This is a genomic window from Massilia sp. 05N420 (genome assembly GCF_056397205.1).
The window spans coordinates 157471-170047 of record NZ_JBFTMX010000016.1; the positions used below are offsets into that span (position 1 = coordinate 157471).

The 12577-nt window shown below is 66.0% G+C and carries 14 protein-coding genes; 9 read left to right on the top strand and 5 right to left on the bottom strand.

Features of this window, described 5'->3' with window-relative positions; genetic code table 11:
* Window position 1 precedes the first annotated feature (1 nt).
* From AC1DIX_RS13205 to AC1DIX_RS13215, 3 genes are all read left to right on the top strand, one after another.
* Entirely contained in the window at window positions 2-2380 is a 2379-nt protein-coding gene (locus AC1DIX_RS13205) for an aldehyde dehydrogenase family protein (protein WP_442122298.1), read from the top strand.
* Window positions 2381-2504: 124 nt separating this feature from the next.
* Complete coding sequence (gene deoA, locus AC1DIX_RS13210) at window positions 2505-3827, top strand: thymidine phosphorylase (protein ID WP_477324823.1); 1323 nt, start codon at window positions 2505-2507, stop codon at window positions 3825-3827.
* Window positions 3828-3851: 24 nt separating this feature from the next.
* Window positions 3852-4256 carry a cytidine deaminase gene (locus tag AC1DIX_RS13215; RefSeq protein ID WP_442122300.1) on the top strand — a complete coding sequence of 135 codons (405 nt, stop codon included), beginning with the start codon at window positions 3852-3854 and terminating at the stop codon, window positions 4254-4256.
* 31 nt (window positions 4257-4287) lie between these two features.
* Here AC1DIX_RS13215 and AC1DIX_RS13220 read toward each other — a convergent pair whose 3' ends face one another.
* Window positions 4288-4698 (bottom strand): DUF4259 domain-containing protein, encoded by a 411-nt coding sequence (locus AC1DIX_RS13220; RefSeq protein ID WP_477324825.1) that lies wholly within the window; start codon window positions 4696-4698, stop codon window positions 4288-4290.
* A 245-nt stretch (window positions 4699-4943) separates the two neighbouring features.
* Here AC1DIX_RS13220 and AC1DIX_RS13225 point away from each other — a divergent pair, with 245 nt between their 5' ends.
* Window positions 4944-6701, top strand: coding sequence for an ABC transporter ATP-binding protein/permease (locus tag AC1DIX_RS13225; protein ID WP_477324827.1), 1758 nt, complete (start codon window positions 4944-4946; stop codon window positions 6699-6701).
* 60 nt (window positions 6702-6761) lie between these two features.
* Complete coding sequence (locus AC1DIX_RS13230; RefSeq protein WP_477324829.1) at window positions 6762-7538, top strand: DUF2076 domain-containing protein; 777 nt, start codon at window positions 6762-6764, stop codon at window positions 7536-7538.
* A gap of 13 nt (window positions 7539-7551) precedes the next feature.
* Here the strand turns inward: AC1DIX_RS13230 and AC1DIX_RS13235 are convergent, their stop codons facing one another.
* From AC1DIX_RS13235 to AC1DIX_RS13250, 4 genes are read right to left on the bottom strand one after another with little or no spacing between them, the layout of a single operon-like run.
* On the bottom strand, window positions 7552-7983 hold the full coding sequence (locus AC1DIX_RS13235) for a VOC family protein (RefSeq protein WP_477249958.1): 432 nt from the start codon (window positions 7981-7983) through the stop codon (window positions 7552-7554).
* Between the two features lie 54 nt (window positions 7984-8037).
* Window positions 8038-8826: a LytR/AlgR family response regulator transcription factor gene (locus AC1DIX_RS13240; RefSeq protein ID WP_477324831.1), complete on the bottom strand. Its 789-nt coding sequence runs from the start codon at window positions 8824-8826 to the stop codon at window positions 8038-8040.
* Window positions 8823-9713: a sensor histidine kinase gene (locus AC1DIX_RS13245; RefSeq protein WP_442122305.1), complete on the bottom strand. Its 891-nt coding sequence runs from the start codon at window positions 9711-9713 to the stop codon at window positions 8823-8825. The genes AC1DIX_RS13240 and AC1DIX_RS13245 overlap by 4 nt, the downstream gene beginning before the upstream one ends.
* Window positions 9714-9724: 11 nt before the next feature.
* Window positions 9725-9979, bottom strand: coding sequence for a hypothetical protein (locus AC1DIX_RS13250; RefSeq protein ID WP_477324833.1), 255 nt, complete (start codon window positions 9977-9979; stop codon window positions 9725-9727).
* 166 nt (window positions 9980-10145) lie between these two features.
* Here AC1DIX_RS13250 and AC1DIX_RS13255 point away from each other — a divergent pair, with 166 nt between their 5' ends.
* From AC1DIX_RS13255 to AC1DIX_RS13270, 4 genes are all read left to right on the top strand, one after another.
* On the top strand, window positions 10146-10682 hold the full coding sequence (locus tag AC1DIX_RS13255) for a DinB family protein (protein ID WP_442122307.1): 537 nt from the start codon (window positions 10146-10148) through the stop codon (window positions 10680-10682).
* Window positions 10679-11371, top strand: coding sequence for a helix-turn-helix transcriptional regulator (locus AC1DIX_RS13260; RefSeq protein WP_477324835.1), 693 nt, complete (start codon window positions 10679-10681; stop codon window positions 11369-11371). The genes AC1DIX_RS13255 and AC1DIX_RS13260 overlap by 4 nt, the downstream gene beginning before the upstream one ends.
* A gap of 60 nt (window positions 11372-11431) precedes the next feature.
* Window positions 11432-12049: a glutathione S-transferase family protein gene (locus AC1DIX_RS13265; protein ID WP_477324837.1), complete on the top strand. Its 618-nt coding sequence runs from the start codon at window positions 11432-11434 to the stop codon at window positions 12047-12049.
* A 94-nt stretch (window positions 12050-12143) separates the two neighbouring features.
* Window positions 12144-12542: a VOC family protein gene (locus tag AC1DIX_RS13270; RefSeq protein ID WP_442122310.1), complete on the top strand. Its 399-nt coding sequence runs from the start codon at window positions 12144-12146 to the stop codon at window positions 12540-12542.
* Window positions 12543-12577 lie beyond the last annotated feature (35 nt).

Here is a 12577-nt window from a genome sequence, read left to right on the forward strand (position 1 = left end):
CATGCCTACTATCAAAGAGATTCTGCAAACTATGGATTACGGTCCCGCACCCGAAAGCACCAAGGAAGCGCAAGCGTGGCTGGACCAGCATGGCCGCCGTTTCGGCCTGTTCATCGACAACGCCTGGACTGAAGCCCTTGACACCTTCGGTTCCTTCAATCCGGCCGACGGCAACGAACTTGCCCAGGTGACGCAAGCCACCTCGGACGACGTCAACCGCGCCGTCGAAGCCGCACGCCGCGCCCAGCCGCTCTGGGTCGCCATGGGCGGCCACGGCCGCGCCAAGATCCTGTACGCGATCGCCCGCCTGCTGCAGAAGCACTCGCGCCTGTTCGCCGTGCTCGAGACCCTGGACAACGGCAAGACCATCCGCGAAACCCGCGATGCCGACCTGCCGCTGGCCGCGCGCCACTTCTACCATCACGCCGGCTGGGCCCAGCTGCAGTCGGAAGAATTCGCCGACTACCGTGCCGTCGGCGTGGTCGGCCAGATCGTGCCGTGGAACTTCCCGCTGCTGATGCTGGCGTGGAAAATCGCGCCTGCGCTCGCAGCCGGCAACACCATCGTCTTCAAGCCGGCCGAGTTCACGTCCTTGAGCGCACTGCTGTTCGCCGAGATCTGCCAGCAGGCCGGCGTGCCGGCCGGCGTGGTCAACATCGTCACCGGCGACGGCCGCGTGGGCGAAGCCATCGTCAACCACCCGGGCATCGACAAGCTGGCCTTCACCGGCTCGACCGAAGTGGGCCGCATCATCCGCAAGGCCACCGCCGGCACCGGCAAGAAGCTGTCTCTGGAACTGGGCGGCAAGTCGCCCTTCATCGTCTTCGAAGACGCGGACCTGGACGCCGCCGTCGAAGGTCTCGTGGATTCGATCTGGTTCAACCAGGGCCAGGTCTGCTGCGCAGGCTCGCGCCTGCTGGTGCAGGAATCGGTCTACCCGCGCTTCATCGCCAAGGTCAAGGCGCGCATGCAGAACCTGCGCGTCGGCTCGCCGCTGGACAAGTCGAACGACATCGGCGCGCTGGTCGATCCGGTACAGCAGCAGCGCATCACCGGCCTGGTGGAATCTGCCCGCGCCGAGGGTTGCGAAATCTGGCAGCCGAGCTGCGACATGCCGGTTGCCGGCTCCTGGTACCTGCCGACCCTGATCACCGGCGCCTCGACCTCGGCCGCCGTGGCCCAGACCGAAATCTTCGGCCCGGTGCTGGTGGCGATGAGCTTCCGCACCCCGGGTGAAGCGGTCCAGCTGGCCAACAACACCGTCTACGGCCTGGCCGCCTGCGTGTGGACCGAGTCGATCAGCCTGGCGCTGGACGTCGCGCCCGCCATCAAGGCCGGCGTGGTGTGGATCAACACCGCCAACCAGTTCGACGCCGCCTGCGGCTTCGGCGGTTACAAGGAATCGGGCTTCGGCCGCGAAGGCGGCAAGGAGGGCATGTACGAGTACCTGACCCCGCTGGCCGAAGACCGCCGCCCGGCCGCGCCGCTCGCGCCTGAAAAGGGCAAGCTCAAGCCGGTGGAAGAGGGCGTTCCCTTCGCCGTCGACCGCACCGCCAAGCTCTACATCGGCGGCAAGCAGGCCCGCCCGGACGGCGCCTACAGCCGCGCCATCCATGGCGCCAACGGCCAGTTCATCGCCGACATCGGCGAAGGCAACCGCAAGGACATCCGCAACGCCGTCGAAGCCGCGCACAAGGCGGCCGGCTGGTCGAAAGCCACCGCCCACAACCGCGCCCAGGTGCTGTACTACATCGCCGAAAACCTGGCCGTGCGCGCCGACGAATTCGCGTCGCGTATCGCCCAGCAGACCGGCGCGAAGAACGCCGCGGCCGAAGTGCAGGCCTCGATCGAGCGCCTGTTCTACTGGGCCGCCTGGGCCGACAAGTACGACGGCCTGGCGCACCAGCCGCCGATGCACGGCATTACCGTGGCGCTGAACGAGCCGGTCGGCGTGATCGGCATCGTCTGCCCGAACGAGAACCCGCTGCTGGGCTTCATCTCGCTGGTCGCCCCGGCGCTGGCGCTGGGCAACCGCGTGATCGCCGTGCCGTCGGAAGCGCATCCGCTGTCGGCGCTGGACCTGTACCAGGTGCTGGACACCTCGGACCTGCCGGGCGGCGCGCTGAACATCGTCACCGGCTCCAGCGACGAACTGGCCCGCACCCTGGCTTCGCACTTCGACGTGGATGCCGTGTGGCGCCACGACGGTTCGGCGGAAGGTTGCGCGGAAGTCGAGCGCCTCTCCAGCGAGTCGCTGAAGCGCACCTGGACCGGCGGCGCCAAGGGCCGCGACTGGTTCGATGCCAAGCAGGCTTGCGGCAAGACGGTACTGCAGCACGCCAGCCAGGTTAAGAACGTCTGGATTCCGTACGGCGTTTAATACTGAGTTACCCCGTCGTTCCCGCGCAGGCGGGAGCCCAAGTTCTGCTAGCGTAACGCGAACAAACTTGGGTTCCCGCCTCCGCGGGAACGACGTTTACGAGCTAACACTTAAGGAAGCAATCATGTTCCTCCCCCAAGAAATCGTCCGCAAAAAGCGCGACGGCGGCACCCTGACCAAGGAAGAAATCCAGTTCTTCGTACGCGGCATCCCGAACGGTGAAGTCACCGAAGGCCAGATCGCGGCCCTCGCCATGGCCGTCTACTTCAACGACATGAACATGGACGAGCGGGTCGCCTTCACGCTGGCGATGCGCGATTCCGGCCAGGTCATGGAGTGGAAATCGCTGAACCTGCCGGGGCCGGTGGTCGACAAGCACTCGACCGGCGGCGTCGGCGACGTCGTTTCGCTGATGCTGGGCCCGATGATCGCGGCCTGCGGCGGCTTCGTGCCGATGATCTCGGGCCGTGGCCTGGGCCACACCGGCGGCACCCTGGACAAATTCGATTCGATCCCGGGCTACTCGACGGTGCCGGATCCCGAGCTGTTCAAGAAGGTGGTGAAGGAAGTCGGCGTCGCCATCATCGGCCAGACCGCCCAGCTGGCGCCGGCCGACAAGCGCTTCTACAGCATCCGCGACACCACGGCCACCGTCGAATCGGTGGCGATGATCACCGGCTCGATCCTGTCGAAGAAGCTGGCGGCGGGCCTCGACGCCCTGGTCATGGACGTCAAGGCTGGCAGCGGCGCCTTCATGCCGACCTACGAAAAATCGGTGGAGCTGGCCGAGTCGATCGTCAAGGTAGGCAACGGTGCAGGCACCCGCACTTCGGCCATCCTGACCGGCATGAACGAGTCCTTGTGCCCGGCGGCCGGCAATGCGGTCGAAGTGCGCGTCGCGATCGACTACCTGACCGGCAAGTCGAGACCAAGGCGCCTGCACGAAGTGACGATGGCGCTGTGCGCCGAGATGCTGGTCATCTCGGGCCTAGCCGCGACCGGCGAAGAAGCCCACGCCAAGCTGCAGCACGCCCTGGATTCGGGCGAAGCCGCCGAGCGTTTCGCGCGCATGGTCACCGCCCTGGGCGGCCCTGCCGACCTGATGGACAAGCCGGACACCCACCTGGCCAAGGCGCCGATCGTGGTGCCGGTGCCGGCCCTGGAATCGGGTTACGCCTACTCGACCGACTGCCGCGGCCTGGGCCTGGCGGTGGTGGCGCTGGGCGGCGGCCGCGTGCGTCCGCAAGACCCGATCGACTTCGCCGTCGGCCTGACCGACCTGATCGAACTCGGTAACAAGGTCGATGCGGGTCAGCCGATCGCGCTGGTGCATGCGCGCTCCAGCGAAGCGGCGGAGCAGGCGGTGCGCCAGGTGCAGGCGGCTTACCGCATCGCGGCGGAGGCGCCGGCTGCGCAGCCGATGATCTACAAGACCATTCGTCCGTAAAAACCACGACGGCCTGGAGTTCCCATGAAATACGAAAAACTCATCGAAGAAGCCCGCGCCGCACGCGAACTGGCCTATACCCCCTACTCGAAGTTCAAGGTCGGCGCCGCACTCGAGTGCAAGGACGGCCGCATCTTCCGCGGCTGTAACGTGGAGAACGCGTCCTATGGCTTGTGCAACTGCGCCGAGCGCACCGCCTTCTTCTCGGCCATCGCCCACGGCTACAAGCCGGGCGATTTCACGGCCCTGGCCGTGATCGGCGATACCGACGGTCCGATCGCCCCCTGCGGCGCCTGCCGCCAGGTGACCCTCGAACTGGGCGGCAACGAGCTGCCGGTCGTGTTGACCAACCTGAAGGGCGACCTGCTCGAGACCACGGCCGCCGGCCAGCTGCCGAATGCCTTCGGCGGCTGGGATCTGCAGAAGTAAGCTGTCATACCCCCAGGCTGCGTACGCGTCGTCAGATGCGTATGCGGTCCTTGAGCTCTCTTACCGAAGCCTGCCACGCCTCCGATTCCCCGGATTCGTCCCACAGTTCCATCAACTCGGAAGGACCGGCGAGCACCCGATCGAGGGCACGGCGCGCCTTCGTCGCAAGGTCGGCCGAGGGCAGGAGCCGGATGCGCTCCACCCAGGCGTCGAGTTCTTCCGGTAAGGCATCCGCCGTGCCGGGATTGCCCTGCAGCCGGGCCACCACTTCAGCCGCCGCAATGGCTTCGGACGCCTCCGGCGCCTCGAGCTCGTCGTCACCGGCATCGAGCACGGTGTCGAGCGTCGCCTCGACAAGGCTCAGGTCATCGTATTCGTCCAGCTGTGCTGCCCAATCGCATGCGTCATCGTTTCCGAATGACTCGTGAGACCACGCTCCCATTTGGCTCTCCCTGTGTATACGGCACCGGTTTCAGTCATTGTAATCAATCGCCGCTATGTCCGTTTCCGCACCGAACGCCTTCATTCCTGGTCGTATGCTGGGGCTGATACCACGTTTATGCCCTTGAAATGAACACGCCCACCTCCGCCAGAACCGACGCCAGGACCGATGACGCGTCGGCGGCACCAAAGAAACGACGCCGCGCCGCGCCCTTGTCGCTCGCTGCTTGGAAGCAATTTATCGGTGTGGCAAAACCTTACTGGCTGGGGGAAGAAAAGGGGAAGGCCTGGCTGCTGCTGGCGCTCCTGATCGTGCTGATGCTGGTCGAGACCAAGCTGGCCGTCATGCTGAACGACCAGTCCGGCGAGATGACCTCGGCGCTGGCGGCCAAGGATGGCGGCCGCTTCTGGAAATCGGTGAGGATGTGCCTGTTCGTGCTGGCTTTCGCGGTGCCGGTCTATGCCTTCTATTACTACATGCGCGACCTGTTCGCCAACCAGTGGCGGCGCTGGCTGACCGGGCGCTTCCTCGACGGCTATCTGAAAGGGCGCAGGTATTACGAACTGGGTTCGAGCAGCGAGATCGACAACCCCGACCAGCGCATCAGCGAAGACATCAATACCTTCACGGGAAGGTCGATCAATTTCCTGCTGATCTTCCTGGGTTCGGTCATGCAACTGGTGGCCTTCAGCGCTGTGCTGTGGTCGATTTCCCACCTGCTGGTCGGCGTGCTGGCCGTGTATGCGACGTTCGGCACCGTCATCGCCCTCTGGATATTCGGCACCCCGCTGATCCACCTGAATTTCTGGCAGCTGAGGCGCGAGGCGGATTTCCGCTTCAGCCTGATGCGCGTGCGCGAAAACGCGGAATCGATCGCCTTCTACCGCGGCGAAGCCCAGGAGCGGGTGCATATCGACAGTAAACTGGACAAGGTTATCCAGAATTATGGACGCCTCATCAAGAGGCAGCGCTCCCTCAACTTTTTCCAGCGCACCTTCAGCCAGCTCACCCTGGTGTTGCCGGGCGTGATCCTGGCAGACGGCGTCCTGTCCGGGGAACTGGAAGTCGGGCGGGCGATCCAGGCGGCCGGTGCCTTCACCGCGGTGCTCGGCGCCGTGGGCGTCATCGTCGACAACTTCGAGAGCCTGAGCCGCTTCGTGGCGGGCATCAGCCGCCTGGAGGCCCTGTCCGAACTCGTGCTCCCCGGTGCCGCGCCCGACACCGCAGCCGCCGACGGCCAGCATCCGCGCATCCAGCGGCATCCGGCCGGGCAGCTCGCGCTGGAATCCCTGACCTTGCATCCGCCGCAATCCGAGCGCGTGCTGATCAAGGACCTGAGCCTGGTGCTGAAGCCGGGCGACGCGCTGCTCATCACCGGCGACAGCGGCTGCGGCAAGAGTTCGCTGTTGCGCGCGATCGCCGGCTTGTGGCACACGGGCAGCGGCGCCATCCATCATCCGCCGCTTGAAGAGTTCTTCTTCCTGCCCCAGCAGCCCTATCTGCAGCATGGCACCCTGCGCAGCCAGCTCATCTATCCGAGTGCGCAGTCCGACCTGAGCGACGTGCAGCTGCTGGCGATCCTGGAGCAGGTCCATCTGCCGCAGCTGGCCGAACGCGTGGGCGGCCTGGAGGCGGTGCAGGACTGGGAGAAGCTGTTGTCGGTGGGCGAGCAGCAGCGCCTGGCCTTCGGCCGCGTGCTGGTGCATGCGCCGCGCATCGTAATCCTGGACGAGGCGACCAGCGCCCTCGACAGCGGCAACGAAGCCTCGCTCTACGGACGCCTGCGCGACAGCGGCGCCACCCTGATCAGCATCGCCCACCGTCCCGCCGTGCTGCGCCATCACACCCATGTGCTGCACCTGATGGGGGAGGGGGCCTGGGAACTGCATGAGGCGGGCGGCTTCCGTTTCGACGGCGCGTCCGACGAAACCGGCGAAGCTGCCGGCAGCGCAAGCAAGCCGCCTCCGGCGCGGCCAGCGCGCGAAACGGCGATCGTGACTTGAAATCCTGACCACACCCTCCAACATGGGGGCTATCCGGAATCACATTGAGGAGGCAAGGCCATGAGCCCGCAAGATTCACAGATGTTGCACGATTTCCTGAGCCAGCTGATCCAGGCGCGCGGGATCCAGAAGGATGCGGAAGCCGATGCGCTGATCCAGCGCGCGGTTGCCCAGCAGCCGGACGCCGCCTATCTGCTGGTGCAGCGCTCGCTGTTGCTGGAGCAGGCGCTGAAGAATGCCAAGGGGCAGATCGCCCAGCTGGAAGACCAGCTCCGCAGCGCCCAACAGGGCGACAGGCGCTTCCTGGACGCCAATACCTGGGGCAATAGCGGCGAGACGCGTCCCGCCAGTGCGCCGATGCAGCAGGAGCGGCGCGAGTACCAGCGAGAGGAAGCGCCGCAGCAATACCAGCAGCCATACCAGCAGCCATACCAGCAGCCGCCGGTGTCGGGCGGCATGTTCGGCTCGCGCTCCGGCGGCTTCCTTGGCGGCGGCCTGCTGGGCTCGATCGCGGCCACGGCGGCGGGTGTCGCGGCCGGTAATTTCCTGTTCCAGGGCATCGAGAACATGTTCGGCCACCACGGCCAGGGCGGCAACCACCTGCTGAACAGCGACGACCCGGGCAACAACCTGTTCAGCGACCAGTCGGGCAGCTCGCTGGCCGACCAGGCCGGCCTGGGCGACGTCGGTTCCCAGGGCAGGCGCCTGCTCGACAGCGGCTCGGGCGAGGTCGCGTCGGAAGGCCTGTTCGACAGCGGCCTCGATGACAGTGGCGGCCTGGACAGCAATGGCGGCTTCTTCGACGGCGACGGATCCGACGAGGGCCTGTTCGGCTGATCGTCCCGGCTGTTCAGGGCTTGTCGAACAGCGCCCCGGCCTGCCACGGGTCGTAGGTGCCGACATTCCACACATGGCCTTCGCGGTCGCGGCACAGGAAGCCGCGGCTGCCGAACTCGGTGTCGGCCGGCTCCTGCAGGATCGTCGCGCCGGCATCGCGGGCGCGTTCGCAGACGCGGTCGGCGTCCTGCACCCGCAGGTAGACGGTCTGGGTCTCGCGGCCGCCGATCTCGTCCGGCTGGGCCAGCAGGCGTCCGTATTCGCCTTCGCTGCTGACCGAACCGAGCATGATCATGCCGCCGTCCAGGGTCAGCTGGGCATGGGCGATGGCGCCGTCGCTGCCGGGCACCGCCAGCTGGCATTCGAAGCCGAAGACCTCGCACAGCCAGTCGATGGCGGCGGCCGCGTCGCGGTAGCGCAGGCAGGGAATCGCAATGGATGACATGGCAGCTCCTTCATGAAAGGGGAGGCGCCAATCCTACCAGCGCGCCGCTGCGATTCACATCTGCTGGAACAGATAGGTGTGATTGCGGCTCACCTCGAGCTCGAAGGGATGGCCGCGCAGCTTCAGCATATGGCGTCCGCGCAAGTCGCGCGTGACTTCGCCGATGGCGTCCACGCGCACCAGGGTCGAGCGGTGGATGCGCCAGAACTCGTCCGGGTCGAGCTCTTCGGCCAGTTCCTTCAGTGTCTTACGGATCAGGAATTCGGCGCTGGCCGTCTGCACCCGCGTGTACTTCTCGTCCGACTGGAAGAACAGCACTTCGCGCGTGCTCACCATGCGCAGGCTGGAGCCGACCTGGGCCTGGATCCAGCGCAGGTAGCCGGTCTTCGGCTGGGACGAGCCCTTGTTTTCGAGCAGCGAGGTAAGCTTCGCCAGCTGCTGGCCGATATCCGGCTGGGCGGGCGCGTGCAGTTTCAGGCGCGTCCGCAGGCGCGCGCAGGTGGTGGCCAGGCGCTCCGCGCTCACCGGCTTGAGCAGGTAGTCGAGGGCGCCCTGTTCGAAGGCGTCCAGCGCGTACTGGTCGTAGGCGGTGGCGAACACGATGTGCGAGCGCCGGTACAGCTGGCGCGCCGCCTCGATGCCGCTCATGCCCGGCATGCGGATGTCGAGGAAGGCGATGTCGGGCTTGTGCTGCTCGCCGAGGGCGACGGCTTCGACGCCGTTGGCCGCCTCGGCGACGATGCGCAGTTCGGGCCAGACGGCGGCCAGGCGCGCGCGCAGCAGGTCGCGCATCGGCGCTTCGTCGTCGGCGATCATGGCGGTCAGCGCGCGCTCAATGCTCATGCGGTCTCCATCATCTTGTAGGGCAGCTTGATCAGGGCGCAGGCGCCGCCGCTTGGCGGCATCTGGATCACCAGCTCGGCCTTGTCGCCGTACAGCAGCTGCAGGCGTTCGCGGATATTCGCCAGGCCGATGCCGTCGTCGGCGTGCGGGTCGATGCCGACGCCATCGTCGCAGACTTCGACGTGCAGGGTGGCGCCGTCGACGTAGGCGCGCACGGTCACGGTGCCGCCGGCGATCTTCGGCTCCAGCCCGTGCTTGATCGAATTCTCGATCAGGGTCTGCAGCATCATCGGCGGGAAGGGCGCGCTGCCGAGGAACATCGGGACCTCGAAGCGCACGTTCAGCCGCTCCTTCATCCGCGCCTGCATGATGGCCAGGTAGGCCTTCGACAGCTCGACCTGCTTGCCGAGGGTGCCGCCGTCGCGGGCGCGCATCTGCGGCAGGGTCGAGCGCAGGTACTCGATCAGGTGGGCGTGCACCCGCGCCGCTTCCGGCGGATCGGTCTCGATCAGCTGGCCGATCAGGGCCAGGGTATTGAACAGGAAGTGGGGCTCGACCTGGGCCTGCAGGGCCGCCATCTGCGCCTCCATCAGGCGGCGTTCGAGGGTGGCGACATTCGCCTGCATGGTCGCTTCCTTCGCCACCAGCTCGGCCCTGCGCTTGCCGCCGGCCAGCACCTTCACGCCGAAGGAAACGATGACGTACCAGACCGCCGGCTCGGGCACGTTCAGCGGCACGCAGACCATCAGGGCGAGGAACCAGGTGAGCGCCAGCTGGCGCCATTCGACCACGGCAAGCCAGTCGAAGAAGCGCCACCATAGCACGCTGGCTTCGCGGAAGGCATCGCGTAAAAAATCGAGCCCGGAATTGATCTGGCTGGCACGCATGATACTTCTCCTTACTGCTCGCGCACGCTGCGGCGGCGGTCGATCACGAAGGCACCGACCACGACCTTGACGGCCATGAACAGGACGAACAGGAACAGGGCCAGCGGTAGGATGCTGATCACGAAAGCCAGCAGGATGCAGCAGACCAGCATGGCCGGCCAGGGCATGGCGGCGATGGTGCGGGCGCCACGGCGGCAAGCGCGGACGATGTCGTGGGCGACGTCTTCCATGCTGTCGCAGAAGGTTTTGAAGTTGGCGCTTTTCATGGTTCGGGACTCCTGTGGTGTGCTTCGATGGAATCACTGTAATCTCGCTCRCAGCGCGGTTCCAGCATGCTCCGACGAAATGCAGTAAACATGGGATGACCGGTCATGCAGACAGATAAATGGAAGGATATTGTAGTATTGCAAACCCGGAATATTTCCCTACGCCATGACCACCAACACCTGTTTTTCGCAGCTGGCTTCGTACAACCAATGGATGAACGGCAAGCTGTATGACGCGGCCGCCGCCTTGCCGGAGGAAGAACTGCGCCGCGACCGGGGCGCATTTTTCGGCTCGGTTTTCGGCACCCTCAACCATATCGCGATCGGCGATATTCTCTGGTTCAAGCGGATTGCCCGCTACCTGCCCGATCTCGCGTCCTTGAAGTGCGTGGAGCAGTTGCCGCCGCCGGGCTTTCCGAACACGCCGCTGCGCGACACCCTGGCCGAACTGGCCGGACTCCGGGCCATGCTGGATGAAGCGATCATCGCGTTCTGCGCGGAAGTCACGCCCGCGCGGTTGGGCGAAGCCTTCGAATGGACGTCGACCAGGGGCATCCCGAGCAGGAAAGTCCTCGGCGACGTGCTCCTGCACGTCTTCAATCACCAGACCCATCATCGCGGGCAGGCGACCACCCTGTTTTCGCAGATGGGCATCGATGTCGGCGCGACCGACCTGCTCCTGCTGCTGCCGGACGCCCCATGACCCGCACCGGCCGCCTGTTCCAGCTGATGGATGCCCTGCGCGGCAGCCGCCGCCCGGTCACGGCCGCCACCCTGGCCGAACGGCTGGGCGTGTCCGAGCGCACCATCTACCGCGACATCCAGAGCCTGGCCCAGCTCGGCGCGCCGGTCGATGGATCGGCCGGCGTCGGCTACCTGCTGCGCAGCGGCTTCTTCCTGCCGCCGCTGATGTTCGACGCCGACGAGCTGGAAGCGCTGGTGCTGGGCGCGCGCTGGGTGAGTCACCAGGGCGATGCCGGCCTGAGCGAGGCAGCCAGGCGCGCGCTGGCGAAGATCGCGACCGCCACTCCGCGCGACCTGCGCGACCACATGGCCGAGACCAGCCTGTGGGTGCCTGTGGCGCCGGCCAATGCCCAGCCGGATGTCTTCGTGCAGCCGGCGCGCGAAGCGATCCGGCGTCAATGCAAGCTGCATATCGCCTACCGCGACGAACAGGGCACGCCCTCGGAGCGCCTGGTGTGGCCGTTCGCGCTTGCCTTCTTCCAGGAGCGCCGCGTGATGGCGGCCTGGTGCGAGCTGCGCGACGCCATCCGCCATTTCCGCGTCGACCGCATCGTGCACGCCGAGCTGGGCGGCGAACGCTATCCGACGCCGCGCCACGCCCTGCTGAAACAGTGGCGGACGATGTACGACATTCCCGATCATTCCTGACAGGATCTGTCATGGCTCGTCGCTAACATTGCCGCATTCTCAACCCGCAAGGAGACGGCAATGCAGCTCTACTACCACCCGATTTCGTCCAACGCCCGTCGCGCACTGATGGCGGCCGACCACCTCGGCATCCAGCTCGACCTCATCGAATGCAACCTGATGAGCGAGGCCGACCGCCGCCGACTCGGCGAAGTCAACGACAACAACAAGATCCCGGTGCTGGTGGACGACGGCTTCGTGCTGTGGGAATCCTGCGCGATCATGCAATACCTGGCCGACAGCAAGCCGGGCCAGACTGTCTATCCGCAGGACCCGCTGGCGCGCGCCGACGTCAACCGCTGGATGTTCTGGGCCTGCCAGCACTTCTCGCCGGCGATCGGCGTGATCGCCTGGGAAAACGTGTGGAAGAAGGCGGTGACCGGGCAGGATGCCGACGTCAACGAGCTGGCGCGCGGCGCCGCCGACCTGGCCCGGGCGGCCGCCGTGCTGGACAGGCACCTGGCGACCCGCCGCTGGCTGGTGTGGGAGGGCGTCACCCTGGCCGACTATGCGGTGGCCGCCCCGCTGATGTACCGCGAACGCGCCCGCCTGCCGCTGGACGAGTACCCGCATCTGCTGGCCTGGCTGGAGCGGGTGCAGGCCTTGCCGGCCTGGCGCAATACCGAAGCGGTCTGGTAAAAAATATTTTCAAACGCTTGTCGATTTCGTTCATCATCACTCGTCGTCGAAATGTAGGGCCGATTTTTCACTCACCTTTCAACATGGGGATGTCATGAACAAGCAGATCTTCGTCAACCTGCCGGTCAAGGACCTGGACAAGTCCAAGGCCTTCTTCAACGCGCTCGGCTACAGCTTCAACCCGCAGTTCAGCAACGAGAGCGGGGCCTGCATGGTCATCGCGGAGGGCAGCATCTACGCGATGCTGTTGACCGAACCCTTCTTCAAGACCTTCATCGACAAGCCGATCGTGCAGGCGAAGGAGGCGACCGAGGTGCTGGTCTGCCTGAGCTGCGAGAGCCGCGAAGAGGTCGACGGCCTGGTGGCGAAGGCCGTCGCCGCCGGCGGCCTCACCCCGCGCCCGCCGCAGGACCACGGCTTCATGTACGCCCACGCCTTCGAAGACCTGGACGGCCACATCTGGGAACTGGTGTGGATGGCGCCCCAGGCTTGAGCGCTTCAACCCGCAATCGACAAGGAGACAACATC

Bases quoted from the DNA above. Each gene is read 5' to 3' on its own strand.
- AC1DIX_RS13205 (WP_442122298.1), top strand. From the start codon at position 2: ATGCCTACTATCAAAGAGATTCTGCAAACTATGGATTACGGTCCCGCA.
- deoA (WP_477324823.1), top strand. From the start codon at position 2,505: ATGTTCCTCCCCCAAGAAATCGTCCGCAAAAAGCGCGACGGCGGCACC.
- AC1DIX_RS13215 (WP_442122300.1), top strand. From the start codon at position 3,852: ATGAAATACGAAAAACTCATCGAAGAAGCCCGCGCCGCACGCGAACTG.
- AC1DIX_RS13220 (WP_477324825.1), bottom strand. From the start codon at position 4,698: ATGGGAGCGTGGTCTCACGAGTCATTCGGAAACGATGACGCATGCGAT.
- AC1DIX_RS13230 (WP_477324829.1), top strand. From the start codon at position 6,762: ATGAGCCCGCAAGATTCACAGATGTTGCACGATTTCCTGAGCCAGCTG.
- AC1DIX_RS13235 (WP_477249958.1), bottom strand. From the start codon at position 7,983: ATGTCATCCATTGCGATTCCCTGCCTGCGCTACCGCGACGCGGCCGCC.
- AC1DIX_RS13240 (WP_477324831.1), bottom strand. From the start codon at position 8,826: ATGAGCATTGAGCGCGCGCTGACCGCCATGATCGCCGACGACGAAGCG.
- AC1DIX_RS13245 (WP_442122305.1), bottom strand. From the start codon at position 9,713: ATGCGTGCCAGCCAGATCAATTCCGGGCTCGATTTTTTACGCGATGCC.
- AC1DIX_RS13250 (WP_477324833.1), bottom strand. From the start codon at position 9,979: ATGAAAAGCGCCAACTTCAAAACCTTCTGCGACAGCATGGAAGACGTC.
- AC1DIX_RS13255 (WP_442122307.1), top strand. From the start codon at position 10,146: ATGACCACCAACACCTGTTTTTCGCAGCTGGCTTCGTACAACCAATGG.
- AC1DIX_RS13260 (WP_477324835.1), top strand. From the start codon at position 10,679: ATGACCCGCACCGGCCGCCTGTTCCAGCTGATGGATGCCCTGCGCGGC.
- AC1DIX_RS13265 (WP_477324837.1), top strand. From the start codon at position 11,432: ATGCAGCTCTACTACCACCCGATTTCGTCCAACGCCCGTCGCGCACTG.
- AC1DIX_RS13270 (WP_442122310.1), top strand. From the start codon at position 12,144: ATGAACAAGCAGATCTTCGTCAACCTGCCGGTCAAGGACCTGGACAAG.